This is a genomic window from Brevundimonas sp. AC546 (assembly GCF_979258305.1).
In genome coordinates, this window is record NZ_OZ409849.1 from 767,607 (window position 1) to 793,394 (window position 25,788).

The 25,788-nt window shown below is 65.0% G+C and carries 21 protein-coding genes, 3 tRNA genes and 1 pseudogene; 4 read left to right on the plus strand and 21 right to left on the minus strand.

All coding sequences use genetic code 11. The features are described 5' to 3' along the window. Positions 1-4 precede the first annotated feature (4 nt). From nuoN to ACZZZD_RS03950, 17 genes are all read right to left on the minus strand, one after another. Positions 5-1,447 (minus strand): NADH-quinone oxidoreductase subunit NuoN, encoded by a 1,443-nt coding sequence (gene nuoN, locus ACZZZD_RS03870; RefSeq protein ID WP_463432820.1) that lies wholly within the window; start codon positions 1,445-1,447, stop codon positions 5-7. Between the two features lie 7 nt (positions 1,448-1,454). Beyond that, complete coding sequence (locus ACZZZD_RS03875) at positions 1,455-2,939, minus strand: NADH-quinone oxidoreductase subunit M (protein ID WP_463432822.1); 1,485 nt, start codon at positions 2,937-2,939, stop codon at positions 1,455-1,457. 4 nt (positions 2,940-2,943) lie between these two features. Beyond that, positions 2,944-5,049 carry an NADH-quinone oxidoreductase subunit L gene (nuoL, locus tag ACZZZD_RS03880; RefSeq protein ID WP_463432824.1) on the minus strand — a complete coding sequence of 702 codons (2,106 nt, stop codon included), beginning with the start codon at positions 5,047-5,049 and terminating at the stop codon, positions 2,944-2,946. Positions 5,050-5,051: 2 nt separating this feature from the next. Beyond that, on the minus strand, positions 5,052-5,360 hold the full coding sequence (gene nuoK / locus ACZZZD_RS03885; RefSeq protein ID WP_159851122.1) for an NADH-quinone oxidoreductase subunit NuoK: 309 nt from the start codon (positions 5,358-5,360) through the stop codon (positions 5,052-5,054). Next, positions 5,360-5,986 carry an NADH-quinone oxidoreductase subunit J gene (locus tag ACZZZD_RS03890; RefSeq protein WP_159851120.1) on the minus strand — a complete coding sequence of 209 codons (627 nt, stop codon included), beginning with the start codon at positions 5,984-5,986 and terminating at the stop codon, positions 5,360-5,362. The genes nuoK and ACZZZD_RS03890 overlap by 1 nt, the downstream gene beginning before the upstream one ends. Positions 5,987-6,060: 74 nt before the next feature. After that, positions 6,061-6,552 (minus strand): NADH-quinone oxidoreductase subunit NuoI, encoded by a 492-nt coding sequence (nuoI, locus tag ACZZZD_RS03895; RefSeq protein ID WP_159851118.1) that lies wholly within the window; start codon positions 6,550-6,552, stop codon positions 6,061-6,063. Further along, positions 6,552-6,731, minus strand: coding sequence for a hypothetical protein (locus ACZZZD_RS03900; RefSeq protein ID WP_463432826.1), 180 nt, complete (start codon positions 6,729-6,731; stop codon positions 6,552-6,554). Before ACZZZD_RS03900 ends, nuoI begins: the two co-directional genes overlap by 1 nt. Then, positions 6,731-7,804 (minus strand): NADH-quinone oxidoreductase subunit NuoH, encoded by a 1,074-nt coding sequence (nuoH, locus tag ACZZZD_RS03905; RefSeq protein ID WP_463432828.1) that lies wholly within the window; start codon positions 7,802-7,804, stop codon positions 6,731-6,733. The genes ACZZZD_RS03900 and nuoH overlap by 1 nt, the downstream gene beginning before the upstream one ends. Positions 7,805-7,807: 3 nt before the next feature. Further along, positions 7,808-9,853 carry an NADH-quinone oxidoreductase subunit NuoG gene (gene nuoG, locus ACZZZD_RS03910; RefSeq protein ID WP_463432830.1) on the minus strand — a complete coding sequence of 682 codons (2,046 nt, stop codon included), beginning with the start codon at positions 9,851-9,853 and terminating at the stop codon, positions 7,808-7,810. Next, complete coding sequence (locus tag ACZZZD_RS03915) at positions 9,853-10,344, minus strand: hypothetical protein (RefSeq protein WP_463432832.1); 492 nt, start codon at positions 10,342-10,344, stop codon at positions 9,853-9,855. The genes nuoG and ACZZZD_RS03915 overlap by 1 nt, the downstream gene beginning before the upstream one ends. Before the next feature lie 2 nt (positions 10,345-10,346). After that, positions 10,347-11,660 (minus strand): NADH-quinone oxidoreductase subunit NuoF, encoded by a 1,314-nt coding sequence (nuoF, locus tag ACZZZD_RS03920; protein ID WP_463432834.1) that lies wholly within the window; start codon positions 11,658-11,660, stop codon positions 10,347-10,349. Positions 11,661-11,665: 5 nt separating this feature from the next. Next, on the minus strand, positions 11,666-11,929 hold the full coding sequence (locus ACZZZD_RS03925) for a hypothetical protein (protein ID WP_463432836.1): 264 nt from the start codon (positions 11,927-11,929) through the stop codon (positions 11,666-11,668). Beyond that, on the minus strand, positions 11,929-12,606 hold the full coding sequence (gene nuoE, locus ACZZZD_RS03930; protein ID WP_463432838.1) for an NADH-quinone oxidoreductase subunit NuoE: 678 nt from the start codon (positions 12,604-12,606) through the stop codon (positions 11,929-11,931). The genes ACZZZD_RS03925 and nuoE overlap by 1 nt, the downstream gene beginning before the upstream one ends. Beyond that, positions 12,603-13,781 carry an NADH-quinone oxidoreductase subunit D gene (locus tag ACZZZD_RS03935; protein ID WP_159851760.1) on the minus strand — a complete coding sequence of 393 codons (1,179 nt, stop codon included), beginning with the start codon at positions 13,779-13,781 and terminating at the stop codon, positions 12,603-12,605. The genes nuoE and ACZZZD_RS03935 overlap by 4 nt, the downstream gene beginning before the upstream one ends. Positions 13,782-13,864: 83 nt before the next feature. Beyond that, entirely contained in the window at positions 13,865-14,494 is a 630-nt protein-coding gene (locus ACZZZD_RS03940; RefSeq protein WP_159851103.1) for an NADH-quinone oxidoreductase subunit C, read from the minus strand. Continuing rightward, positions 14,491-15,120 carry a NuoB/complex I 20 kDa subunit family protein gene (locus ACZZZD_RS03945; protein WP_372693886.1) on the minus strand — a complete coding sequence of 210 codons (630 nt, stop codon included), beginning with the start codon at positions 15,118-15,120 and terminating at the stop codon, positions 14,491-14,493. The genes ACZZZD_RS03940 and ACZZZD_RS03945 overlap by 4 nt, the downstream gene beginning before the upstream one ends. Next, entirely contained in the window at positions 15,090-15,467 is a 378-nt protein-coding gene (locus ACZZZD_RS03950; RefSeq protein WP_463432840.1) for an NADH-quinone oxidoreductase subunit A, read from the minus strand. Before ACZZZD_RS03950 ends, ACZZZD_RS03945 begins: the two co-directional genes overlap by 31 nt. A gap of 205 nt (positions 15,468-15,672) precedes the next feature. Here ACZZZD_RS03950 and ACZZZD_RS03955 point away from each other — a divergent pair, with 205 nt between their 5' ends. From ACZZZD_RS03955 to ACZZZD_RS03965, 3 genes are all read left to right on the plus strand, one after another. Next, complete coding sequence (locus ACZZZD_RS03955; protein ID WP_463432842.1) at positions 15,673-17,304, plus strand: AbgT family transporter; 1,632 nt, start codon at positions 15,673-15,675, stop codon at positions 17,302-17,304. 96 nt (positions 17,305-17,400) lie between these two features. Next, a tRNA-Asp gene (locus ACZZZD_RS03960) sits at positions 17,401-17,477 on the plus strand. A gap of 79 nt (positions 17,478-17,556) precedes the next feature. Next, positions 17,557-17,633: transfer RNA gene (locus tag ACZZZD_RS03965), tRNA-Asp, on the plus strand. 91 nt (positions 17,634-17,724) lie between these two features. Here ACZZZD_RS03965 and ACZZZD_RS03970 read toward each other — a convergent pair. Beyond that, a pseudogene (locus ACZZZD_RS03970) lies at positions 17,725-18,976 on the minus strand (glycosyltransferase). 311 nt (positions 18,977-19,287) lie between these two features. Between ACZZZD_RS03970 and ACZZZD_RS03975 the strand changes: the two are divergent. Next, entirely contained in the window at positions 19,288-22,587 is a 3,300-nt protein-coding gene (locus ACZZZD_RS03975) for an autotransporter outer membrane beta-barrel domain-containing protein (RefSeq protein WP_463432844.1), read from the plus strand. Positions 22,588-22,645: 58 nt separating this feature from the next. Here ACZZZD_RS03975 and ACZZZD_RS03980 read toward each other — a convergent pair. From ACZZZD_RS03980 to lon, 3 genes are all read right to left on the minus strand, one after another. Next, positions 22,646-22,722 (minus strand) — tRNA-Val (locus tag ACZZZD_RS03980). A 32-nt stretch (positions 22,723-22,754) separates the two neighbouring features. Beyond that, a complete protein-coding gene (locus ACZZZD_RS03985) occupies positions 22,755-23,030 on the minus strand; it encodes an HU family DNA-binding protein (RefSeq protein WP_463436074.1) in 276 nt (91 codons plus the stop codon). 101 nt (positions 23,031-23,131) lie between these two features. After that, positions 23,132-25,528, minus strand: a complete 2,397-nt coding sequence (gene lon / locus ACZZZD_RS03990; protein ID WP_463432846.1) for an endopeptidase La — start codon at positions 25,526-25,528, stop codon at positions 23,132-23,134. Positions 25,529-25,788: the final 260 nt, after the last annotated feature.

A 25,788-nucleotide genomic window follows, 5' to 3' on the forward strand; every position in this document is an offset into this window, starting at 1 on the left:
CGCCCTACCCGTTCCCGAAGCCGGCGCTCGCAACCTTGGTCAGCGGCTCCAGCCAGGTCAGGCCGACGATCACCAGCGGGAAGGCGAAGGCGGCGCACGCCCACCCAATCCACTTGGCCTCGACCGGCGCAGCATCCGTCGCGATGTCGTCCACGGGCGCATCGAACCACATCAGCTTGAGGATGCGCAGATAGTAGAAGGCAGCGACGACCGAGGCGACCAGACCGGCGGCCGCGACAGGCCACAAACCGGCATCGGCGGCGGCGCCGAACACATAATACTTGCCCCAGAAGCCCGAGAACGGCGGCATGCCCAGCACCGACAGCGACAGGACGGTAAGGGCCACGGCCGTCAGCGGACGATCCTTCTTCAGACCGGCGAGGTCGGCGATGCGACGGATCGGACGGCCCGACTTGGACAGGCTGAGCAGGATGGCGAAGAAGCCCAGCTGGTCGATGACATACAGGGTCATGAACATCAGCATGGCCTGCAGGCCCTCGGCCGTGCCCGCCGCGATGCCCAGAAGCGCATAGCCGATGTTCGCGATCGACGAATAGGCCAGCAGGCGCTGGATGTCCTTTTGCGCCAGGCCACCGAAGGCGCCGACGACGAAGCTGATCAGGGAGATGGCGATCAGGACCTGGGACCACTGGGCGTGGGCGTCGCCGAAACCATGCTCCAGTGCACGGGCGATCAGGACCATGGCCGCGACCTTGGGCGCCGTGGCGAACAGGGCCACGACCGGCGTCGGCGCGCCCTCGTAGACGTCGGGCGTCCACATGTGGAACGGCGCGGCCGAAACCTTGAACGCCAGACCGCAGATCAGGAAGACCAGGCCGAAGACCAGGCCCGGACCGGGGTTGTCGGCGGCGAAGGCGGCGATGTCCTCGAACCGCATCGACCCGGCGAAGCCGTAGATCAGGCTGGAGCCGTAGAGCAGCAGGCCCGACGACAGGGCGCCGAGGACGAAATACTTCAGGCCCGCTTCCGACGCCTTGACGTCGTTGCGGTGGAAGGCGGCCAGCACATAGAGAGCCAGCGAGTGCAGCTCGATCCCCACATACATGGAGATCAGGTCGCCCGAGGACGCCATCATTCCCATACCGACCGAGGCCAGCACGATCAGGACCGGGTATTCGAACTTGGCGATGCGCGTGCGCTTCATCCAGCCGTCGCCCAGCACGACCGCCACGGCGGCCGACAGATAGATCAGGCTCTTGGCGTAGATGGCCAGCGGATCGGCGACATAGGCGCCGTTGAAGGCGACGCCCCACGGACCGACGATGGAGATGACGGCGGCGACGATCAGCAGCAGGACCGACAGGATCGAGACCAGCCGGGCGCTCTTGTCGCCGATGAAGGCGCCGACCATCAGCAGGACCAGGGCGCCGACCGCGAGGGTGACTTCCGAGGCGGCGAGATGCAGGGCGGAGGACAAATCAGGCATTATGGTCTCACCCGCCGATCGCGACGCGATAGGCGCTGGTCAGGGCCTCGACGGCAGGCCCGGTGTAATCGAGGACGGCGGCCGGATGGACCCCCAGCCAGATGGTGCCGACGATCAAGGGCACGAACAGAAGCAGCTCGCGCTTGTCGATGTCGGTGATGGTCTCAAGCTTCGGATTGGTGATTTCGCCGAACATGACCGCACGGTACAGGGTCAAGGCATAGACCGCCGAGAAGATCACGCCCGAGGCCGCAACCAGAGCCGCCCAGGTCGAAGCCTGATAGGCGCCCGTCATGGTCAACACTTCGCCGACGAAGCCCGAGGTGCCCGGCAGGCCGACGTTGGCCATGGTGAACATCAGGAAGATGGCCGCATACCAGGGCATCCGCGACGTCAGGCCGCCGTAGAAGGCGATCTCGCGGGTGTGCATCCGGTCGTAGACGACGCCGACGCACAGGAACAGCGCGCCCGAGATCAGGCCGTGGCTGATCATCTGGAAGATGGCGCCCTGCATGCCGACGTCATTGCCCGAGAAGATGCCCAGGGTGACGAAGCCCATGTGCGCCACGGACGAATAGGCGATCAGCTTCTTGATGTCCGTCTGACGCCAGGCGACCAGCGACGTATAGACGATGGCGATCACTGACAGGGTGAAGACCAGCGGGCGGAACATCTCCGACGCCTGCGGGAACATCGGCACGTTGAACAGGATGAAGCCGTATCCGCCCAGCTTCAGCAGAATGCCGGCTAGGATGACCGAACCGGCCGTCGGCGCCTGGACGTGGGCGTCGGGCAGCCAGGTATGGACCGGCCACATCGGCATCTTGACCGCGAACGAGGCGAAGAAGGCCAGCCATAGGATCGGCTGCACCGCCGGGCTGAAGGCGTACTGCTTCAGTTCCGGGATGCTGGTGGTGCCGGCCTCGTGCGCCATCCACAGCATGGCCAGCAGCATCAGGACGGACCCCAGCAGGGTGTAGAGGAAGAACTTGTAGGCGGCGTAGATCCGGTTCGCCCCGCCCCAGATCCCGATGATCAGGAACATCGGCACCAGAGTGCCTTCGAAGAAGATGTAGAACAGGAACAGGTCCAGCGACGTGAACACGCCGATGACCAGGGTCTCCAGCACCAGGAAGGCGATCATATATTCGACGACGCGCGTCTCGATCGACTTCCAGCTGGCCAGGATGCAGATCGGCATCAGGAAGGCCGTCAGCAGCACGAACAGGATGGAAATCCCGTCGACGCCTAGGTGATAGCTGGCGCCCGCGAACCACGGGACGAACTCCACGAACTGATAGCCGGTGTTCGCCGGATCGAAACCGGCGACCAGCACAACCGAAACCGCCAGCGCGACCAGGGTCGTGATCAGGGCGATCCAGCGCGCGGCCGGCGCGGCGGCGTCTGCGTTCTTGAACGTCAGCCGGGCGACGAAGATCGCCAGGGCGCCGATCAGCGGCAGGAATGTTACGAGGCTCAGGATGTAGGGCACGAGATCAGGCTCCCCACGCGAGGATGGCGAAGGTGAGCAGACCGGCGACCCCCAGCAGCATCACGAAGGCATAGTGATAGACATAGCCTGACTGGATCTTGGCCAGTCGAGCGGCGGATTTCAGCGACACCCAGGCGGCGCCGTTCGGGCCGAGACCATCGATGATCTTCACGTCGAAGATCTTCCAGAAGAAGTCCCCGATGGCCTTGAAGCCGCGCACGAAGACGAAGTCGTACAGCTCGTCGAAATACCACTTGTTGTAGAGGAAGCGGTAGATGACGCCGTCCCGCTCGGCCATGCGACGGCCCATGCCCTCGCGAGCGACGTAGATCCAGTAGGCGAAGGCCGTTCCGGTCAGGGTCAGGATCAGCGGCGACCACTTCACCCAGGTCGGGACCGAGTGGCTGTCGTGCAGGACGTGGTTGTGTTCGCCGGTGAAGATGGCTCCACGCCAGAACTCGCCCTCGTGGTGGCCGATGAAGTGCGGCGCGAAGACGAAGCCGGCGGCGACGGCGCCGACCGACAGCAGGATCAGCGGAACCAGCATGACCCATGGGCTCTCGTGCGGCTTCAACGGGCCATGATGACCGTGGTCGTCGTGAGCGTGATCGTCGTGCGCATGCGCGTCCGTGACCGGCTCGGAATGCGTCTCCAACTGGGCGTGCGAGGCGTGGTCGTCCCCGTGATGGGCGGCGTGATGCGCATCGCCCTCTTCCTTCCATACAGGCTTGTTGTGGAAGGTCATAAACACCAGGCGCCAAGAATAGTAGGCCGTCAGACCGGCGGCGATGATGCCGACGAAGAAGGCGAACAGGCCGATCGCGCTGTGGCCGTTGGCGGCCGAGGCGTAGGCGCTCTCGATGATCGAGTCCTTGGAGTAGAAGCCGGCGAAGCCGCCGACGCCGGGGATGCCCAGGCCGGTGATGGCGATGGTGCCGATGGTCATCACCGCATAGGTGACGGGCAGCAGCTTCCACAGGCCGCCCATCTTCCGCATGTCCTGCTCGTGATGCATGCCGTGGATCACCGAACCGGCGCCCAGGAACAGCAGGGCCTTGAAGAAGGCGTGCGTGAACAGGTGGAACATGGCGGCCTGATAGGCGCCGACGCCTGCCGCGAAGAACATGTAGCCCAGCTGCGAACAGGTCGAATAGGCGATGACCCGCTTGATGTCGTTCTGGGTCAGGCCGACCGTGGCGGCGAACAGGGCCGTGATCGCGCCGATGATGGCGATGATCTGCGAGGCGCCCGGCGCATACTCATAGATCGGCGACAGCAGGCAGACCATGTAGACGCCTGCGGTCACCATGGTGGCGGCGTGGATCAGAGCCGACACGGGCGTCGGGCCTTCCATCGCGTCCGGCAACCATGTGTGCAGGAAGAACTGGGCCGACTTGCCCATGGCGCCGATGAACAGCAGGAAGCCGGCCAGATCCAGCGCGGACCATTGGACGCCCAGGAACTCCCACGTCGTGTTCGCCTTGGTGGCGATCATCGGGAACAGTTCCGAAAACTCGATCGTGCCGTACATCCAGAAGATCGTGATGATCCCCAGGACGAAGCCGAAGTCGCCGACGCGGTTGACGACGAAGGCCTTGATGGCGGCGGCGCTGGCGGTCGGCTTCTTGAACCAGAAGCCGATCAGCAGATAGGACGCCAGGCCCACGCCTTCCCAGCCGAAGAAGATCTGCATGAAGTCGGCGGCCGTCACCAGCGCCAGCATCATGAAGGTGAAGAGCGACAGATAGGCGAAGAAGCGCGGCCGGCTGTCGTCCTCGGACATGTAGCCCCAGGAATACAGGTGGACCAATGACGACACGCTGGTCACCACGATCAGCATGGTCGCCGACAGGGCGTCGATGCGGATCGACCAAGCCGACTGGAAGTCGCCCACATTGATGAAGGGCGCCAGGCGGATGGTGAAGGGCTCCAGATGGCCCCAGGTCCATTGCCCGAACACCGTCCAGGCGACGGCGCACGAGAAGAACAGCAGGCCGGTCGTGATGGCCTGCGACGGGATGTTGCCAAGCCGGCGACCGAAGAAGCCGACAATGGCCGCGCCCAGCAGCGGGGCGAAGATCCCGAGAATGACGAGGGTATGGAAAGTCACGCTCAACCCTTCATCACGGAGGCGTCGTCGACGGCGATGTCGCCGCGGTTACGGAAGAAGGTCACCAGAATGGCCAGGCCGACAGCGGCCTCGGCCGCGGCGACGGTCAGGACGAACATGGCCATGATCTGCCCGCTGATGTCGTTCAGATAGGTCGAGAAGGCGACGAAGTTGATGTTCACCGCCAGCAGGATCAGCTCGATCGACATCAGGATGATGATGACGTTCTTGCGGTTCACGAAGATGCCGAACACCCCGATGGTGAACAGGATCGCGGCGACCGTCAGATAATGGGTCAGTCCGATTTCCATCAGAGAAGCTCCTCGGCGCTGACGCCCTCGCCCGTCGCAGCAGGCTTGATCTCGACCGACTTGCGGCGGTCGCGGTTCACCTGATCGCCGGGGTTCTGGCGTTTGATATGCGGCTTGTGGCGCAGGGTCAGGGTGATGGCGCCGATCATCGCGATCAGCAGCACGATCCCGGCCGCCTGGAAGAAGTAGACGTAGTCCGTGTAGAGCACGCGACCGATGGCCTCGACATTGGTGACGCTGGCGTCCGGCGCGCCCGGCCCCGGCAGGCCCGCCGCCGCTCCGCCCTGGACCACGGCGACCGAGACGATGATCATTTCCACCAGCAGCACGGCGGCGATGATCGCCCCCAGCGGCAGATAGCGCGCGTAACCTTCGCGCAGTTTCAGGAAGTCCACGTCCAGCATCATGACGACGAACAGGAACAGCACCGCGACCGCGCCCACATAGACGACGACCAGCAGCATCGCCAGGAACTCGGCCCCCAGCAGCACGAACAGGCCGGCCGACGAGAAGAAGGCCAGGATCAACCACAGCACGCTGTGCACGGGGTTGCGCGCGGTCACGACCAGAAGGCCGGAAACCGTGGCGACCGCCGCCAGCAGATAGAAGGCTATGCCTTGCAGCATGTCGGGACGAAGCCCCTTTCGTATCGGCCGCGACCCCGTTTTGGAATCGTCGGCCCGTTCAAGCGAGATGCGCCTTAGCGGTAAGGCGCGTCGAGTTCCAGATTCTTGGCGATCTGCCGTTCCCAGCGGTCGCCGTTATCGAGCAGGCGTTGCTTGTCGTAGAGCAGCTCCTCGCGCGTCTCGACGGCGAATTCGGAGTTGGGCCCCTCCACGATGGCGTCCACCGGGCAGGCCTCCTGGCACAGGCCGCAGTAGATGCATTTGACCATGTCGATGTCGTAGCGCGTCGTGCGACGGCTGCCGTCGGCGCGCGGTTCGGCCTCGATGGTGATGGCCTGGGCCGGGCAGATGGCCTCGCACAGCTTGCAGGCGATGCAGCGTTCCTCGCCGTTGGCGTAGCGACGCAGCACGTGTTCGCCACGGAAGCGCGGCGACTGCGGGTTCCGCTCGAACGGATAGTTCACGGTCATCTTGGGCCGCGCCATATATTTCAGCGACAGACCGATGGCGCCGATGACGTCCAGCATCATCGCGCCCTTGGTCGCCTGGACGATACGGGTGAACATCAGGGCTTATCCTTGGGAGCAGGCGTCGTCTTGGGGGCGGTCTGGCTGGCGCGCCAGTCCTGTTCGATGCGGTCCTGGCGTTGCTGCCACTGATAGCTCGACTCGGGCATGCGCGAATTATCGGGCGCGCAGGCTGCGGTCAGCGGCAGCAGGCCGAAAGCGATGACAAGACCCTTCATCACGATCCCACCACGAACACGCGCCACGCCGAGACGATCACGACCGCCACCAGCGAGGTCGGCAGGAAGATTTTCCAGCCCAGGCGCATCAGTTGGTCATAGCGATAGCGCGGAACGAAGGCCTTCACCATCGAGATGCAGACGAACCAGAAGACCGTCTTGATCATGAAGGTCAGCAGATAGATCGTATAGGCGATCCAGGCAGGCAGACTGTCCATCCAGGCCTGCGGCACGCCGGGGTTCCAGCCGCCGAAGAACAGCAGGCTGATCATCGCCGACATGAAGACGATGTTGACGTATTCGCCCATCATGAACAGCAGGTACGGGGTCGAGCTGTATTCGACCTGATAACCGGCGACCAGTTCGGACTCGGCCTCGGGCAGGTCGAACGGCGGGCGGTTGGTCTCGGCCAGGGCCGAGATGAAGAAGATGATCGACATCGGGAACAGGATCACGACCAGCGGCCAGGTGTCGGCGCCCCCGCCGAAGCCGTACCAGTTCCAGAACATGCCCTTCTGGCTCTCGACGATGGCGGACAGGTTCATCGTGCCGGCCAGCAGGATCACATTGATGATGATCAGGCCCAGCGAGACTTCATAGGACACCATCTGCGCGGCGGAACGCAGCGAGCCCAGGAACGGATACTTCGAGTTCGAAGCCCAGCCGCCCATGATGATGCCATACACGCCCAGCGACGAGACCGCGAAGATGTACAGGATGCCGACGTTCAGGTCCGACACCACCCAGCCGGGCGCAAACGGAATGACCGCCCAGGCCATGAAGGCCAGGATGACAGTGATGATCGGGGCGATGATGAAGACCGCCTTGTCGGCACCGGCCGGGATCACGACCTCCTTCAGCACGAACTTGATCATGTCCGCAAAAGACTGAAGCAGGCCGAAGGGACCGACGACGTTGGGGCCCTTGCGCATCTGCACGCCGGCCCAGACCTTGCGGTCGGCCAGCAGCAGGAAGGCGACGGCGATCAGCACGCCGACCGTGATCAGCAGAACCTGACCGACGGTGATCAGCGTCCAGCCCAGAGGCGTGGCCCAGAAGGAAACGGGGTCCATGGCTTACTCCGCCGCCATTGCGACCGGCTGGGTCCGCAGGGCGGACAGCTCGGCCATCGTCGCGCTGGCGCGCGCTATCGGATTGGAAAGATAGGGGTCGGTGATCGCCGAGGCGAACACCCGGTCGCCCAGGTCGCCCTTGGCGCCCAGGGCCGCCACGTCGAACGACGCCGGCGACGGCAGATAGTCGATCCGGCCGAAGGTCGGATGATCGCCCATCAGCTTGGCGCGCAACTGCTCCAGCGTGTCGTAAGGCAGGGTCTGATCAACGCGAGCCGACAAGGCGCGGATGATGGCCCAGTCTTCCTTGGCCTCGCCCTTGGGGAAGACGACGCGTTCAGCCATCTGCACCCGACCTTCGGTGTTGACGTAGAGGCCAGCCTTCTCGGTATAGGCCGCGCCCGGCAGGATCACGTCGGCGCCGTGCGCCCCACGGTCGCCGTGGCTGCCCAGATAGACGCGGAAGGCGTTCGAGCCGGTCGGATCGACCTCGTCCGCGCCCAGCAGGAACAGCACGTCCAGCGTGTCCGGCTTCAGCATCTCGGCGACCGTCAGGCCGCCGTCAGTCGGCACGAAGCCCATGTCCAGACCGGCGACGCGCGATGCGGCGTGGTGCAGGACGTTGAAGCCGTTCCAGCCGTCGGTGACGACGCCGACCTTTTTCGCCAGGGCGCCCAGGGCGTTCAGGACGGCCGGGCCGCCCTCCCCGTTCAGCGCACCGGAGCCGACGATGATCGCCGGGCGCTCGGCCTTGGTCAGGAAGTCCATCGCCGACTTGGGCAGCTTGCCCAGGGTCTGCGAACCGGCGCCCAGATAGGCGTAGTCGAAGGTCAGGTCGGCCTGTTCGCCGATGACGCCGATCTCGACTTCGCCCTTGATCCAGCTCTTGCGTAGGCGGGCGTTCAGCAGCGGCGCCTCGATGCGCGGGTTCACACCCACGATCAGGATGGCGTCAGCCTTTTCAATGCCTTCCAGACCGGTGTTGAACAGCCAGCCCTCGCGCGGACCATAGCCCAGGGCGGCGCCGTCCTGGCGGCAATCGGTGTTGTTCGAACCGAGGGCGCGGAACAGGTCCAGCGTCGCCTTCATCGACTCAGCGTCCTGCAGGTCGCCGGCGATCACGCCGATGCGGTCGGCGGGCGCGGCCTTGATCTTGGCGGCGACGGCGTCCAGCGCCTCGTTCCAAGACGCAGCGCGCAGCTTGCCGTTCTCACGGATCCACGGACGGTCCAGACGACGCGCAGTCAGGCCGTCGACGACATAGCGGCTCTTGTCCGACAGCCACTCCTCGTTGATGCCCTCGTTCACGCGCGGCAGAACGCGCATCACTTCGGAGCCGCGGAAATCGGCGCGGATGTTCGAGCCCAGGGCGTCCATGACGTCGATGGTCTCGGTCTTCTTCAGCTCCCACGGACGATAGTGGTACTGCCACGGACGGTGCGTCAGGGCGCCGACCGGGCACAGGTCGTTGACGTTGCCCGACAATTCCGAGGCGACCGACTTCTCCAGATAGGTCGTGATCTCGGCGTCCTCGCCGCGCGAGATCATGCCGATGTCCGGCACGCCGGCGACTTCAGTGATGAAGCGGACGCAGCGCGTGCACTGGATGCAGCGCGTCATGAAGGTCTTGATGGTCGGACCCATGACCTTTTCTTCGACCGCGCGCTTGTTCTCGGCATAGCGAGAGCCGTCACGACCATAGCCCATGGCCTGGTCCTGCAGGTCGCACTCGCCGCCCTGGTCGCAGATCGGGCAATCCAGCGGGTGGTTGATGAGCAGGAACTCCATCACCCCTTCGCGGGCCTTCTTGACCATCGGCGTGTCGGTGAAGATTTCCTGACCTTCGGCGGCCGGCAGGGCGCATGACGCCTGCGGCTTCGGCGGTCCAGGCTTCACCTCGACCAGGCACATGCGGCAGTTGCCGGCGATGGACAGGCGTTCGTGGTAGCAGAAGCGCGGAATCTCCTGCCCCGCGCGCTCGGCGACCTGGAGCACGGTCATGCCGGGCTCGAACTCGGTTTCGACGCCGTTGACCTTGGCGACTGGCATCAGCGGGCCTCTTCTTCAGCGGGAACGACCAGTTCGGCCTGTTCCGTGGTCCCATCAGGGAGCGTCTGTGTGATGGTGATCGTCTCGCCGTCCATGACGTAGCGGATCACCGGATCGCCCGACTGGTTCATCCAGCGAACGAGCGTTGCATCGGGCAGATCGAGCGGTTTCCACACGATCAGATCGTTTTCGACGCGGCAGTCTGCGCGCATTCGCCCGCCATCGACCGGCGCGCGCCACGAGGCGTGGACCACGCCGTTCTCGACGCCGTCCACGGCGACCGCCGACGGCTCCTGGCCGTGAACCTGGGCCAAGCCGGCGCGGCAAACGCGGCGCAGTTCGCCGACGGTCAGAACCTCGGGCGCCGTCTGCACGGCATCCGAAGCCTTGACCTCGGCCGACACCTTTTCCGCAGGCGTGGGCGCAGCGTCACGCTCGCCGCAGGCGGCGAGAGCGAAGGCTCCGATCACGATGGCGGGCGAAAGGCGCATCCCTACTCCGCAGCGATGGCGTGGCCGGCGAAGTTCGCGCGGCGGCTGCGGTAGTTGGCGATCCGCTCTTCGATCTCGTGACGGAAGTGACGGATCAGGCCCTGCACCGGCCAAGCGGCGGCGTCGCCCAGGGCGCAGATGGTGTGGCCCTCGACCTGGCTGGCGACGTCCAGCAGCAGGTCGATCTCCGACGGATCGGCCTCGCCCACGGCCATCCGCTCCAGCACGCGCCACATCCAGCCGGTGCCTTCTCGGCACGGCGTGCACTGGCCGCAGCTCTCGTGCTTGAAGAAGTAACTGATGCGGGCGATCGCCTTCACGATGTCGGTCGACTCGTCCATGACGGTCACGCCGGCGGTGCCCAGAGACGAGCGAACCTCGCGCATGGAATCGAAGTCCATCAGGACCGTCTCGGCCTGCTCGCGCGTGATGACCGGACAGGAGGCGCCGCCCGGAATGATGGCTTTCAGATTGCCCCAGCCGCCGCGAACGCCGCCGCCATGATCCTCGATCAACTGGCGCAGCGGTATCGACATGGCCTCTTCGACCACGCACGGCGTGTTCACGTGCCCCGACAGGGACATCAGCTTGGTGCCGGTATTGTTCGGACGGCCGAAGCTGGCGAACCAGTCGGCGCCGCGACGAAGGATGGTGCCGACGACGGCGATCGACTCGACGTTGTTCACCGTGGTCGGGCAGCCGTACAGGCCCGCGCCGGCCGGGAACGGCGGCTTCAGGCGCGGCTGGCCCTTCTTGCCTTCCAGCGATTCCAGCAAGGCCGTCTCTTCGCCGCAGATATAGGCACCCGCGCCGTGGTGGATATAGACGTCGAAATCCCAGCCGTGGACGTTGTCCTTGCCGATCAGCTTGCCTTCGTAGGCCTGCTTGACGGCGGCTTCCATCCGCTCGCGCTCCAGCACGTATTCGCCGCGCAGGTAGATGTAGCAGGCATGGGCCTGCATCGCGAAGCTGGCGATCAGCGCGCCTTCGATCAGCAGGTGCGGATCATGACGCATGATCTCGCGGTCCTTGCAGGTCGCGGGCTCGGATTCGTCGGCGTTGATGACCAGGTAGTGAGGACGATCCTTCACCTCCTTGGGCATGAACGACCACTTCAGGCCGGTCGAGAAGCCCGCGCCGCCACGGCCGCGCAGACCCGAGGCCTTGACGTTGTTGATGATCCAGTCGCGCCCAAGGTCCAGCATGTCCTTGGTGGCGTTCCACGCGCCGCGGTTCTTCGCCCCGTCCAACGTCCAGTCCTGGAAGCCGTACAGATTGGTGAAGATGCGATCCTTGTCTTCGAGAATGCCGACCATGGCCCTCAGAGTCCTTCCGCCAGACGGCGCTTGTGGTGGCGGGTGCGCATCCAGATGGCCGCAATGACCATCACCCAGCCCGCCGCCAGCATGAAGTAGGAGAGATTGACCGCCCAAGGCCCGACCATGCCCTGACGCGAGATCAGGATCAGCAAGGCGGCTGCGACGACCATCGCCAGGCCGCCGGCCCTCAACGGACGTCCGACGCCGCGCAGTTCCTTGCGATAGGCCGCACGGCCTTCGTCGGTATTCAGATCAGGCGGAGCCATCAGGCCGGCGCCTTCTCGACCGGCGCCGGGTCGCTGTTCGGCAGCTTCTTGATCGGCTTGGCGGCCGAGCCGTCGTAAAGTTTGGCGTCCAGCAGCGTCTTGGCGCCGCCTGCCGGTTCCGACGTGATCCGACCGGCATACGATCCCGGCTTCGGCGTCTTGCCCGCTGCGAAGTCGTCGATGATCTGGCCGATCGTCTCGGGCGTCAGGTCTTCGAAATAATAGTCATTGATCTGGGCCATGGGCGCGTTGGAACAGGCGCCCAGGCATTCGACTTCCTGCCAGGTGAAGCGGCCGTCGGCGGACAGATGATCCTTGGGACCGATCTTTTCCTTGCAGACCTTCATCAGCTCATTGGCGCCGCGCAGCATGCACGGCGTGGTGCCGCACACCTGGATCAAGGCGGTCTTGCCGACCGGCTCCAGCATGAACATGGTGTAGAAGGTCGCGACCTCCAGCACCCGGATGAAGGGCATGCCCAGCAGTTCGCCGACGGCGCGGATGGCGGGCTCGGAGACCCAGCCTTCCTGCTTCTGCACCAGCCACAGGACCGGGATCACCGCCGACTGACGACGGCTTTCCGGGTATTTCTTGATCCACCACTCGGCCTTGGCCGTCGTGTCGGCCGTAAAGGCGAACGAGGCCGGCTGTTCCTTGGCGAGACGACGAACGCTCATCGGTCCACTTCTCCGAAAACGATGTCGAGCGAGCCCAGGATGGCGGACACGTCGGCCAGCTGGTGGCCACGGTTCATCCAGTCCATCGCCTGCAGCGAGCGGAAGCCCGGCGCCGAGATCTTCACGCGATAGGGTTTGTTGGTGCCGTCCGACACCAGATAGATGCCGAACTCGCCCTTGGGCGCTTCGACCGAGGCGTAGACCTCGCCCTCGGGCGTCTTGAAGCCCTCGGTGTACAGCTTGAAGTGATGGATCAGGGATTCCATCGAGCGCTTCATCTCGCCACGACGCGGCGGGACGATCTTGTTGTCCTCGATCATGACCGGCTCGCCCGGGCAGTTGCGCAGCTTGTGGATGCACTGCTCCATGATCCGCACCGACTGCTTCATCTCTTCGATGCGCACCAGATAGCGGTCCCAGCAGTCGCCGTTCTTGCCGACGACGATGTCGAACTCCAGCTCGGCATAGCACTCGTAGGGCTGCGACTTGCGCAGGTCCCAGGCGATGTTCGAGCCACGCAGCATCACGCCGGTGAAGCCCCACTCCAGGGCCTGTTCCTTGGACACCACGCCGATGTCGACGTTGCGCTGCTTGAAGATGCGGTTCTCGGTGACCAGGCTCTCGATGTCCTTCAGCGCCGGCGGGAACTCGTGGCACCAGCGGCCGATATCGTCGATCAGGTCCATCGGCAGGTCCTGGTGGACGCCGCCCGGACGGAAATAGTTGGCGTGCAGACGGGCGCCGCAGGCGCGCTCGTAGAACACCATCAGCTTCTCGCGTTCCTCGAAGCCCCAGAGCGGCGGCGTCAGGGCGCCGACGTCCATGGCCTGGGTCGTCACGTTCAGCATGTGCGACAGGATCCGGCCGATTTCCGAATACAGGACGCGGATCAGCTGCGCCCGATACGGAACCTCAATGCCCAGCAGCTTCTCGATGGCCAGGCAGAAGGCATGCTCCTGGTTCATCGGCGCGACGTAGTCGAGACGATCCAGATACGGCACGTTCTGGAGGTAGGTGCGCGCCTCCATCAGCTTCTCGGTGCCACGGTGCAGCAGGCCGATGTGCGGATCGACGCGTTCGACGATCTCGCCGTCCAGCTCCAGCACCAGGCGCAGCACGCCGTGCGCGGCCGGGTGTTGCGGACCAAAGTTGATGGTGAACTTGCGGTCTTCCATGTCGCGCGCATGGGCGGTGCGCGTGTCGAGTTCGTCCTCGAACACATCGACGCCCAGCGGCAGGGTGGGGTTTCCGTCAGCCATTACGCCTGGCCTCCCGCCTTCTCGTCGCCCGGCAGGACCGGCGCGGGGTATTCGGCGCCTTCCCAGGGCGACAGGAAGTCGAACGTGCGGAACTCTTGCGTCAGCTTCACAGGCTCATAGACCACGCGGCGCTGTTCCTCGTCGTAGCGGACCTCGACATAGCCCGTCATCGGGAAGTCCTTGCGAAGCGGATGCCCCTCGAAGCCATAGTCGGTCAGCAGGCGACGCAGGTCCGGATGACCCGAGAACAGCATGCCGTACATGTCGTAGGCTTCGCGTTCGAACCAGTTGGCGGCCGGGTAGGCCGAGATGACCGAAGGCACAGGCTGGGTCTCGTCGGTCGACACCTTGACGCGCAAGCGCGCGTTCCGGGTCATCGACAGCAGGTGATAGACGACTTCGAACCGCTCCTTGCGATCCGGATAGTCGACGCCGCAGAGGTCCAGAAGTTGCTGGAAGCCGAACTGATCGCGCAGCGCCGTCAGCACCTCGACGATCCGCTCGCGCGGCGCCACCAGCGTCAGCTCGCCAAAGGCGATCTGCGCCTCGACACCCAGCGCACCGACCATCTCGGCGCCCAGCGGCGTCAGAGCGGCTTCATGTTGGGCCTGAACAGCCAACGAACTCATCGGTCGATGGTCCCCGTGCGACGGATCTTCTTCTGCAATTGCAGCAGGCCGTACAGCAGCGCCTCGGCCGTCGGCGGGCAGCCGGGCACATAGACGTCCACCGGCACGACGCGGTCGCAACCGCGAACGACGCTGTAACTATAGTGATAGTAGCCGCCGCCATTCGCGCAGCTGCCCATCGACACGACGTAGCGTGGGTCTGGCATCTGGTCGTAGACCTTGCGGATGGCCGGAGCCATCTTGTTGGTCAGGGTGCCGGCGACGATCATCAGGTCCGACTGGCGCGGGCTGGCGCGCGGCGCCATGCCGAAGCGCTCGACGTCGAAGCGCGGCATCGACATCTGGATCATTTCGACGGCGCAGCAGGCCAGGCCGAAAGTCATCCACATCAGCGAGCCGGTGCGCGCCCAGTTGATGACGTCGTCGGCGGCGGCGACCAGATAGCCCCGCTCGCCGAGCTCCATGTTCACGGCCTCGAAGAACTTGTCGTGGACCTTGGGATCATAGCCCTCGACCGTCGAGCGCGCGGCGGCGCCGGCCGGAACCAGCGGCGCGCCGGAAGCCGTGACCAGGGTCGTCGGCGTGGAAGCGGCGACTACTCCCATTCCAGGGCTCCCTTCTTCCATTCGTATATGAAGCCGATGGTCAGCACCCCGAGAAAGACCATCATCGACCAGAAGGCGAAGATCATGCCGCCGTGCGACAGATCGAACATCGACACCGCCCAGGGGAAGAGGAAGGCCACTTCCAGGTCGAAGATGATGAACAGGATCGACACCAGATAGAAGCGGATGTCGAACTTCATGCGCGCATCGTCGAAGGCGTTGAACCCGCACTCATAGGCCGACAGCTTTTCCGAGTCGGGATTCTTCGGCGCCAGCACCAGCGGCAGCACGATGAAAAGAATGCCGATCAGGGCGGCGACGCCGGCGAAGATGACGACGGGCAGATATTCGAGAAGGAATGCGTTCATTCGAAGAACCTCGTCCGCCGGGGAGAGGCGGGATTCGGGGCTTCTTAGACCCAAGAACGTCGCCGTTCAAACCCCTGCGGGCATTGGCTTTTCATTGAGAATGGATCGCAACTTCCCGCGCCATATGTCGCAGGCCCGGCGCTTGCGCGCCTCGCGTCGGCAAAGCCCTATTGCGACCCTGATCGTGTAACCGAAAGTCATCCGAATGAGCGCAGCCAGCCGCGCCCTGAACGCCGTGGAGCGGATCGGGAATCGCCTTCCCGATCCTGTCTTTCTATTCCTGTGGCTGATCGGGGGACTGATCGTCCTAAGCATGGTCGGAGCGGGCCTGGGATGGTCGGCCGTAAATCCCGTGACCGGCGACCGGCTGGTGGCGGAGAGCCTGCTGTCGTCGGACAACCTAGCCCAGTTGCTCATCGGCATGCCGCGCACCCTGGCCGACTTTCCGCCGCTGGGGATCGTCATCACCATCATATACGGCGCCTCGGTCGCCGAGCGAACGGGCATGTTCGCCACCGCCATTCGCGGCGCGCTGCTGAACGCCCCACGCGCCATACTGACGCCCGTCGTGGTGATCACCGGCATGGTGTCCCACCATGCGTCGGACGCCTCCTATGTGGTCGTCATTCCGTTGGCGGCCGTGATCTTCGCCGCCGCGGGCCGAAATCCGTTGGCGGGCCTCGCGGCAGGTTTCGCGGCGGTGTCAGGCGGTTACGCCGGCAATCTGTTCCCGGGCGCCAGCGACGCGCTGATCCTGGGCATCACCGAACCGGCCGCACAACTGATCGACCCGTCATACTCGGTGAACATCGCCGGCAACTGGTTCTTCATCGTCGGAGTGGTGTTCGTCTTCACCCCCATCGTCTGGTTCCTGACGGATCGCGTGATTGAGCCGCGACTGGGTGTCTGGAAGCCGGCCGAGGGCGTTGCCGCCCCCAACGCCTCGGAAAAACAGCCACTCACCGCCGCCGAGAAGCGCGGCCTGCGGTTCGCCGGCTTGGCGGTTCTGGGCATGATCGCCCTGTGGGCCACGCTGGCCTTCCTGCCCGGCTCGCCGTTCGTCGATCCCGAGGTCGACCCGGAACAGAAGTTCAACCCGCTCTACAAATCCCTCGTCGCCTTCTTCGCCATCACCTTCTTCGTCACCGGCGGTGCCTATGGGGCCGGGTCCGGAACGATCAAATCGCATCGCGACATGGTCACCATGATGCGCGACGGCATCGCTCAGCTGGCGCCCTATATCGTCCTCGCCTTCTTCGCCGCCCATTTCGTGGCCATGTTCAACTGGTCCGGCCTCGGCCCCATACTGGCGGTCCATGCGGCGGCGGGCCTGAAGGGTCTCGCCCTGCCCGCCCCGCTGCTGCTGATCTGCGTCGTCTTCGTCTCGTGCTTCTTCGACCTGTTCATCGGCTCGGCCTCGGCCAAGTGGTCGGCCCTGGCGCCTATCGTGGTGCCCATGTTCATGCTGCTGGGCATTTCGCCCGAGATGACGACGGCCGCCTATCGGATGGGCGACTCGGTCACAAATATCGCCACGCCGCTGATGAGCTACTTTCCCCTGATCCTGACCTTCGCCCAGCGCTGGGATCCGCGATTCGGCCTGGGATCGCTGATGGCGACCATGCTGCCCTATGCCGGCGCCTTTCTGGTCGCTGGTCTGGCCATGGTGGCGGCCTGGGTCGCCTTCGACCTGCCGCTGGGGCCAGGGGTCGGCGTCCACTACGAACCGCCCGTCCCGGCTGTGGCCGCTCAGGAGCCGACGAGCGGCGGCCTGGCGGGCCCGCACAGTCCGCCCCAGGCGGCGATCGTCACGCCGTCCACAGCCCCGTCGCGTTGAGGGTCGCGTTTCTCCGAAAAGGTCGCTTGACGCGATGTGTCAGCCCGCCTAAACGACGCCCCTCGCCGGGGCGCACAGCCGCTTCGGCCGGGAAACGCGGGTGTAGCTCAGTTGGTTAGAGTGCCGGCCTGTCACGCCGGAGGTCGCGGGTTCGAGCCCCGTCACTCGCGCCACTCTCTCTAGCAATAGAAGAGTGGCGCACACCGCCTTCCCAAAAAGCTTCGAAACAGCTCAAAAGTTTCGACCTGATACGCGGGTGTAGCTCAGTTGGTTAGAGTGCCGGCCTGTCACGCCGGAGGTCGCGGGTTCGAGCCCCGTCACTCGCGCCACTTCTTTTCCAGACATTGCAAAAAAGAAGTGGCGCGCTCCCGTTCCGGAAAGCGCCCATTCAATCGTCGATGGCCGCGTCTGCAAGCCGCATCAATGCAGCGGCAGGGCCGTATTCGGATTCACGAAGGCCGCCTCGCCGGTGAGCTCGCCATAGACCATGCACAGGTCCTCGAACACGCGGTTCCAGGCGAACTGGCTGACCGCCTTCTCGCGCGCCGCCCGGCCGATGGCTTCGATGTCTCGCGCGAACAAGGCCTCGACCGCCTGGGCATAGTCGTCGGCGTCGGCGCTGACGGCCAACTGCCCCACGCTCTCATCGACCGTCTCGGCGACCCCGCCTGCGTTGACCCCAACAACGGGGCGACCGCACGCCATGGCTTCCAGCACGATCAGGCCAAACGGCTCCTTGTCATTAGCGTGAACGAAGGCGTCGCAGCTGGCGATGATCTTGGCGACAGCCTTGGGATCGCTTTCATACGGCATGGAGATGACGCGATCTTCCTCGGGCATCCCGGCGCCAGCGCCGACCAGCACCAGATGATAGGGCGCGCCCAGCTTCTGGACCGCCTCGATCAAAACATCGACGTTCTTCTCCTTCGCCGGCCGTCCGGCGAAACACCAGCAGCCGCGCATCCTCGCCCAGGCCCAGCTTGTTCAGCAGCCATTGGCGGTCCCGGCGTTCCGGGCGGAAGGTGTCGATCTCTACGCCCAGGGGCCGGATGACGATATTGTTGACGCCGGCCTCCTCAAGCCGCCGCGCGATGAAACGGCTCGGCGACACCACCCGGTCGAACTGCGAGAACAGTTTGGCCCAGCGCTTCTCGACCGGCTTCTTGGCCCATTCGCCGAAGTGTAGCGCGGCCAGGCCCGCCGGGTCGGAGTGGCAAAAGCCGACGACGGGGCATCCGACCCGCTGACCGGCCTCCAAGGCGCCCTGCCCCGGCGTATAAGGATCGCCGGCCTCGATGATAGACGGTTTCATCGCCGCCACCCAGGCGCTCCACCGTTTCACCGAACTGGGCCAGCGATAGCCGTCCCCGAAAGGCAGCTTGGTCGCCCGCAACTGCACGATGCCGTCGGCGCGCGCCTTGTGCCGGGCGCCCGGCACGATCAGCGAGTGGCTGACGCCCGGCCGGTTGGATTCGATCCAAGCCTTCTTGGACAGGATGTAGCGTTTCACCCCGCCCGAGCGCGGCGCGTACAGCATGGTGGTGTCCACCAGGCGCGGCCGCTCGTCCATCGCCGCCGTCTTCAGGGCCCGAAGGGTATCCGCGACTTCCACGTCCAGCCCCGGAATCAGTCGGAGTTCGCTTTCCTGAACGTCGAGGTCTGTCATGCTCATGGGGTGTTCTCGCCTGGTCTGGGCTGTCGAACGCCGAAGGGGTTCGTTGGATGCGTCGTCGGGACGCGGCCTTTAGACCTTGCGACGGCCGTAAACCCCGTCGCGGCAAAGCTCAAGAGCGACGCGATGCAAAACGCTCCGTATCCAGCGCAACGGCCCTAAACCGCAGAACACGGGTCTGCTCATAGGCAGGGTCGCCAGCCACTGCGGCCTTGCATTCGCCTCAAATTCGATAAACTTGGAACGCTGGCGCGGACCCTGCTAAGGGGTCCTTCGTAACGTGACGCGTGACCACCAGGGGTTTCTACCGAATGCGTATTTTGCTCGCGACCGCCGTAGCGATCGCTCCCTTGATGGCCGCCGCCGGGGCCCAGGCCGAGATCGTCATCTCGACCGCCCGCACGACGCCGATCCAGACTTCCAATGCCACCGGCACGGCCGCTGATAACATCCGCATCGCCAGCGGCGGCAGCGTCGCCGTCGCTTCAGGCGCAGCGGTCACGCTGGACTCCAACAACACCGTCGATCTGGACAGCGGCAGTTCGATCACCATGGCCAAGTCGGCCGATGGTTCGACAGGCGTTCTGGTCAACGGCGGCAACACCGGCTCGGTCATCGTCGGCGGCACGATTACCGTCAACGACACGCTGGAAACGACCGACATCAAGGACACGGACGGCGACGGTGATCTGGACGGTCCCTTCGCGACCGGGACCAACCGTTATGGGGTTCGGGTCACCGGCGCTTCGCCCTTCACCGGCGACATTCTGGTCGAGAGCACCGGCGCGATCACCGTCGAAGGCAACAATTCCTACGGCCTGTCGGTCGAGTCCGCACTGAACGGCAAGCTCCAGAGCTTCGGCACGGTGCGGGTCACCGGCAATGACAGCACCGCCATCCGCACGACCGGCCCGATCTCCGGCAACGTCGATCTCGCCGGCTCCATTTCGGCGCAGGGCGCCAATGCGAGCGGCGTGTCCATCGAGGGTGATGTCGGCGGCGCGCTCAAGATCCATTCGTCCGTGGTCGCCACAGGATACCGTTACACGACCCCGCCGCCCGTGCGTCCGACGACGGGCACATTCGACAATGCCACCACCCTGTTCCTGGACGAACTGGACGCGGACGACCTGCTGCAAGGCGGGCCGGCTGTGCGCGTCGGCGCTAATGTCGCCGGCGGGGTGCTGCTGGATAACGCCCTGGCCTATTCCGCAGCGGGCATCGAGGGCGACGACGACAAGGACGGGGTCAAGAACGGCGACGAGGACGACGACGGCGACGGCGTCAAGAACCGCGACGACAAGGATCGTGACGGCGACGGCATCCCCGATGTCAGCGAAACGGCGGCATCAGTCACCTCGCTGGGCGGCGCGCCCGCCCTGCTGATCGGATCCACTACCAATGCAGTGACCCTGGGCGCCGTCGGCACAGGCGACGCCGCCTACGGCCTGATCAACCGCGGCACGATTGTCGGCTCCGGCCTTTATTCCGGCGTCGAATCCCGCGCGCTTCAACTCGGCGTGACGGGCGGTCAGGCCGTCAACGTGGTCGGCGGCGTGCGCAACGAAGGCGGGATCGCCTCGACAGCTGTCGACGCCAACGCCACGGCGGTCTGGGTGGGTTCGGGCGTCACCACACCGACGATCAACAACTCGGGCAATATCCAGGCGGTCGCCTCAGGCAAGCTGACCCAAAACGCGACCGCCGTCCTGATCGGCGCCGGCGCCAACGTCGGGTCGCTGACCAACACAGGCAACATCGTAGCGTCCTTCGGCGGTAACCACGGCTCGGCCACAGTCATCCGCGACCAGTCCGGATCGCTGACCCAGCTTAACAACGCCGGCTCGATTATCGGTTCGCTGACGCCCAACACCACAGACACCACGCCGGTGGACGGAACCGTCACGGCGATCGACCTGACGGCCAACACGACCGGCGTCACCCTGCGCCAGTACGGCATCCCCGCAGCTGCCGACAGTACGGCCGTCGATACCGACAAGGACGGTGTGCCGGACGCCAGCGAACCCGCCATCGTCGGCGCGATCAAGTTGGGCTCGGGCGCCGATACGCTCAACATCGAGAACGGCATCGTCAACGGCGACATCGACTTTGGGGCCGGCGCCGACAAACTGAACATCAGCGGCGGGGCGGTCGTGTCGGGCGCTATCAAGAACGGCGACGGCCTCCTGGACATCAACGTGTCCAAGGGCATCCTGGCGGCCACCCAGACCGGCGCCACGGCGATTTCAAACCTGAACATCGGCGCGGAAGGCACGCTGCTGGTCAACCTAGACCCGGCGAACAACACGGCGGGCGGCTTCAACGTCAGCGGCAACGCGACGCTGGCGACGGGTTCCACCCTGGGCGTCCGCTTCTCGTCACTGCTGGACGGACCGGAGCGGTTTGACATCATTAAGGCCGGAACGCTCAACGTCGGGGAACTCAACCAGACCCTGCTGTCGGATAATTCGCCTTACCTCTATGTGGTCGAGGGCGGCGTGGACCAGGCGGCGAACACCGTCTATGTCGACGCGCGGCGCCGCACGGCTTCGGAAGCCGGCCTGATCCCGGTCGAGGCTTCCGCCTACGACGCCGTCTATGGCGCGCTGGGGTCCAATGAGACCCTTCGCAACCTCTTCCTGTCGCAGACGTCTCGCGATGGCTTCATCGACGCCTATGAGCAGATGTTGCCCGACCACTCCGGCGGTCCGCTGATGTCACTGTCGGCCGGTGTGGACGCCGTGACTCGCGCCCTGACGGGCCGGAACGCCATCGCCGCGCCGGGCGAAACCAGCGCCTGGGTACAGGAGATCAACTTCTACGCCGACAAGGACAAGACCGACTCCTACGGGTTCCGCTCGGAAGGCTTCGGCGTCGCGGGCGGCGTCGAAAAGGGCACCGGCCTGGGCGCAGTCGGCATCACGGCCGCCTTCACCTCGTCCGACATCAAGGACCCCGAATCCGAGGCCGAAGAAGTCCTGTCGGCCAACCTACTGGAACTGGGCCTCTACTGGCGCGCGCAAGGTCAGTACTGGACGACCTGGGCCCGTGCGGCTGGCGGCTACGCGTCCTTCAACGCAGACCGGTCGCTGGTCGCCGAAGGCGTCTATCTCAACAACAAGTCCGACTGGCACGGCTGGACGGCGGCGGTCGCCGGGGGCGCATCTTACGAGCGCAACTTCGGTCGTCTGAACGTTCGCCCCGAAATCTACGGCGAGTATTTCAGCCTGTCCGAAGGCGCCCGCAGCGAGACCGGCGGCGGCGACGGCTTCGACCTCGACATCGATTCGCGCGACAGCCACATCTTCTCGGCCGTGGCGGCCATGAACATCGGCTACGGCTTCGGCCGCAACGGCTGGGTGCGTCCTGAACTGCGCATCGGCTATCGCCAGAACATCTCGGTGGACGCCGGCGAGACAATCGCCCGCTTCGCCAGCGGCGGTCCCGACTTCATCCTATCGCCGGACGCCGTCGAAGGCGGCGGGCCGATCCTGGGCTTCCGCCTGAACTTCGGCAACGAACTGGGCATGCTGTCGCTGACCGGCGACGCAGAACTGCTGGAAGACTACGTCCGCTACTCGCTGCTGCTGCGAGCCAGCTTCCGCTTCTGATCGAAGCGAACGCCAGAAACACGAAAGGCCGCCGGAGCGATCCGGCGGCCTTTTTGTTTGGTAGGCGGCGACGGGTTCGAACCGCCGACCCTCTCGGTGTAAACGAGATGCTCTGACCAGCTGAGCTAGCCGCCCCAATGCAGAGACGGGCTTATGCCCGTCACGCCTCAACCGTTCAAGGCGCTTTTCAAACCTTCCCCAACCCGAAAACGCGCGGTGCGCGACGCAGGTCGCGCCACGGCGGCCCCTGTCTGAGGATTGCGGGCGACGCCGGCCTTGCGCTCGACCGCCACGAAGCTGCCAAACCCGATCAGCTTGACGTCCCGCCCCTCAGACAGCGCTTCGGCCACGCCGTCTGTGAAGGCCTCGAGCGCCGACTTGGCCTGGTCGCGACTGATGTTCGCCGCGCTGGCCATTCGGCCGATCAGTTCCGCTTTTGTCATCTGCTCCCCCAAGCGAATCACTAAAGGGCAGATCGACGGTTGCGTCAAAAACGAAAACGCCGCCGGGATGCTGACCGGCGGCGCTCTCATTCAGCTCGGCGTCAGTGGCTGACGGTGGCCGTCGGCCCGTCGACGGGCGGAACCGGCGCAGGCAACGGCTCCGACGCCTCGTCCCATTCCACCGGCGTCAGCGCCCCGACCAGCGCCCACTTCAGCGCCTCATCCGCCGTGGAGATCGGCACGATCTCCAGCGCCGACTTCACATTGTCCGGCACCTCGGCGAGGTCCTTCTCGTTCTCCTGCGGGATCAGCACGGTCTTGACGCCGGAGCGCAGGGCCGCGAGCAGCTTCTCCTTCAGGCCGCCGATGGCGGTGACCCGCCCGCGCAGGGTGATCTCGCCGGTCATGGCGATGTCCTTGCGGATCGGCACGCCGGTCAGGACCGAGACCATGGCCACGGTCATGGCGACGCCGGCGGATGGACCATCCTTGGGCGTGGCGCCGTCCGGCACGTGGACGTGGATGTCGGTCTTCTCGAACACCGGCGGCTTGACGCCGAAATCGAGCGCCCGCGAACGGACATAGGAGGCGGCGGCGGAGATCGATTCCTTCATCACCTCCTTCAGGTTGCCGGTCACGGTCATGCGACCGCGTCCGGGCATCTTGATCGCCTCGATGGTCAGGATGTCGCCGCCGAACTCGGTCCAGGCCAGGCCCGTGACGATACCGACCTGATCTTCCTCGTCCGTTTCGCCATAGCGGAACTTCTTCACGCCCGCGTATTCGGCCAGTTTGGCGTCGTCGACCGTAATCGACTTGGCGCCCGTCTTGGCCATCTCGCGCACGGCCTTGCGCGCCAGGCCGCCCAGGGCGCGTTCCAGCGACCGCACGCCGGCTTCGCGGGTGTAGTAGCGGATCAGGTCGCGGATCGTGTCTTCCGGCACGATCAGCTCATCGGCCTTCAGACCATGGTCCTCCAGCTGTTTGGGCAGGACGTGACGCTTGGCGATCTCGACCTTCTCGTCCTCGGTGTAGCCCGACACCCTAATGATCTCCATCCGGTCCATCAGCGGCTGCGGCATGTTCAGGCTGTTCGCGGTCGTCACGAACATCACCTGGGACAGGTCGTAATCCACCTCCAGATAGTGGTCGCCGAAGGTCGAGTTCTGTGCCGGGTCCAGCACCTCCAGCAATGCCGAGGACGGATCCCCGCGCCAGTCGGACCCCAGCTTGTCGATCTCGTCCAGCAGGACGAAGGCGTTGGTGGTCTTGGCCTTCTTCATCGACTGGATGATCTTGCCGGGCATGGAGCCGATGTAGGTCCGGCGGTGACCGCGGATCTCGCTCTCGTCGCGCACGCCGCCCAGGGACATGCGGACATATTCACGCCCGGTCGCCTTGGCGATGGACTTGGCCAGCGAGGTCTTGCCGACGCCGGGAGGGCCGACGAGGCACAGGATCGGCCCCTTCAGGCTGCCGGTGCGGGCCTGAACGGCCAGATACTCGACGATCCGTTCCTTGACCTTCTCCAGGCCGAAGTGGTCCTCCTCGAGAATCTCCTCCGCCTTGGCCAGGTCGATCGGCTTCTGCTTGGCCTTGCCCCACGGCACGGACAGCAGCCAGTCGAGGTAGTTTCGCACCACAGTCAATTCGGCCGACATCGGGCTCATGTTGCGCAGCTTCTTGACCTCGGCCTCCGCCTTGGTGCGCGCCTCCTTGGACAGGCGCGTCTTACGGATGCGCTTCTCCAGGTCCATGATTTCGTCGCGCGCGTCGTCGGTCTCGCCCAGCTCGCGCTGGATCGCCTTCATCTGCTCGTTCAGATAATATTCGCGCTGGGTCTTCTCCATCTGGCGCTTCACGCGCGAGCGGATCTTCTTCTCGACCTGCAGGACCGAGATCTCGCCCTCCATCAGGCCATAGACCTTCTCCAGCCGCTTGGGCACGTCGAAGGTTTCCAGCAGGCCCTGCTTGTCGGCGATCTTGACCGACAGGTGGGCGGCGACGGAGTCGGCCAGCTTGGAGGCGTCGGTGATCTGGGGGATGGAGCTGAGGGCCTCGGGCGGCACTTTCTTGTTCAGCTTCACATAGTTCTCGAACTGCTCGACCACGGCGCGAAGCATGGCCTCGGCCTGCGAGGCGTCGCCCGGTTCGTCCTCGATCTCGACGGCCTCGGCCTCGAAATACTCCTCGCGGTCGGTGAAGCGGGTCAGGCGCGCACGGCCCTTGCCCTCGACCAGCACCTTCACCGTACCGTCGGGCAGCTTCAGCAGTTGCAGCACGGTGGCCAGCACGCCGATGGGATAGATGGCGTCGGGGGACGGATCGTCATCGACGCTGTTCTTCTGGGTCGCCAGCAGGATCTGCTTTTCGCCCTTCATGATTTCGTCCAGCGCCTTCACGGACTTCTCGCGGCCCACGAAGAGCGGCACCACCATGTGCGGGAAGACGACGATGTCTCTCAGCGGCAGGACGGGCAGGATCTTTGGTTCAGTCATGATGCGTACTCCTGGGCCATTGATCATCTCCGGCCCGCCGCCACGGTCCGCCGGGCAAGAGGCCCGACCGGCGCATGACGGCCCGTCGATTCCGACGGCGTTCGGATGAGTATGTGGTTTGAAAGACCCGCGGTTCAAGCGTGACCGATGAACGGCCCACATCTGCGTGGTCGCACAGCCCGCAATCACGTCGCTTTAGGCCGGCATTATGCGGCGTGGCGCTTTCGCCATGGCGGCTTTACGGGGTTCGGGCGTCTGCT

Coding starts and splice junctions, on each gene's coding strand:
- nuoN (WP_463432820.1), bottom strand. CDS start 1,447: ATGCCTGATTTGTCCTCCGCCCTGCATCTCGCCGCCTCGGAAGTCACC.
- nuoK (WP_159851122.1), bottom strand. CDS start 5,360: ATGGAAATCGGACTGACCCATTATCTGACGGTCGCCGCGATCCTGTTC.
- ACZZZD_RS03890 (WP_159851120.1), bottom strand. CDS start 5,986: ATGCTGCAAGGCATAGCCTTCTATCTGCTGGCGGCGGTCGCCACGGTT.
- nuoI (WP_159851118.1), bottom strand. CDS start 6,552: ATGTTCACCCGTATCGTCCAGGCGACCAAGGGCGCGATGATGCTGGAC.
- ACZZZD_RS03900 (WP_463432826.1), bottom strand. CDS start 6,731: ATGAAGGGTCTTGTCATCGCTTTCGGCCTGCTGCCGCTGACCGCAGCC.
- nuoH (WP_463432828.1), bottom strand. CDS start 7,804: ATGGACCCCGTTTCCTTCTGGGCCACGCCTCTGGGCTGGACGCTGATC.
- nuoG (WP_463432830.1), bottom strand. CDS start 9,853: ATGCCAGTCGCCAAGGTCAACGGCGTCGAAACCGAGTTCGAGCCCGGC.
- ACZZZD_RS03915 (WP_463432832.1), bottom strand. CDS start 10,344: ATGCGCCTTTCGCCCGCCATCGTGATCGGAGCCTTCGCTCTCGCCGCC.
- nuoF (WP_463432834.1), bottom strand. CDS start 11,660: ATGGTCGGCATTCTCGAAGACAAGGATCGCATCTTCACCAATCTGTAC.
- ACZZZD_RS03925 (WP_463432836.1), bottom strand. CDS start 11,929: ATGGCTCCGCCTGATCTGAATACCGACGAAGGCCGTGCGGCCTATCGC.
- nuoE (WP_463432838.1), bottom strand. CDS start 12,606: ATGAGCGTTCGTCGTCTCGCCAAGGAACAGCCGGCCTCGTTCGCCTTT.
- ACZZZD_RS03935 (WP_159851760.1), bottom strand. CDS start 13,781: ATGGAAGACCGCAAGTTCACCATCAACTTTGGTCCGCAACACCCGGCC.
- ACZZZD_RS03940 (WP_159851103.1), bottom strand. CDS start 14,494: ATGAGTTCGTTGGCTGTTCAGGCCCAACATGAAGCCGCTCTGACGCCG.
- ACZZZD_RS03945 (WP_372693886.1), bottom strand. CDS start 15,120: ATGGAAGAAGGGAGCCCTGGAATGGGAGTAGTCGCCGCTTCCACGCCG.
- ACZZZD_RS03950 (WP_463432840.1), bottom strand. CDS start 15,467: ATGAACGCATTCCTTCTCGAATATCTGCCCGTCGTCATCTTCGCCGGC.
- ACZZZD_RS03955 (WP_463432842.1), top strand. CDS start 15,673: ATGAGCGCAGCCAGCCGCGCCCTGAACGCCGTGGAGCGGATCGGGAAT.
- ACZZZD_RS03975 (WP_463432844.1), top strand. CDS start 19,288: ATGCGTATTTTGCTCGCGACCGCCGTAGCGATCGCTCCCTTGATGGCC.
- ACZZZD_RS03985 (WP_463436074.1), bottom strand. CDS start 23,030: ATGACAAAAGCGGAACTGATCGGCCGAATGGCCAGCGCGGCGAACATC.
- lon (WP_463432846.1), bottom strand. CDS start 25,528: ATGACTGAACCAAAGATCCTGCCCGTCCTGCCGCTGAGAGACATCGTC.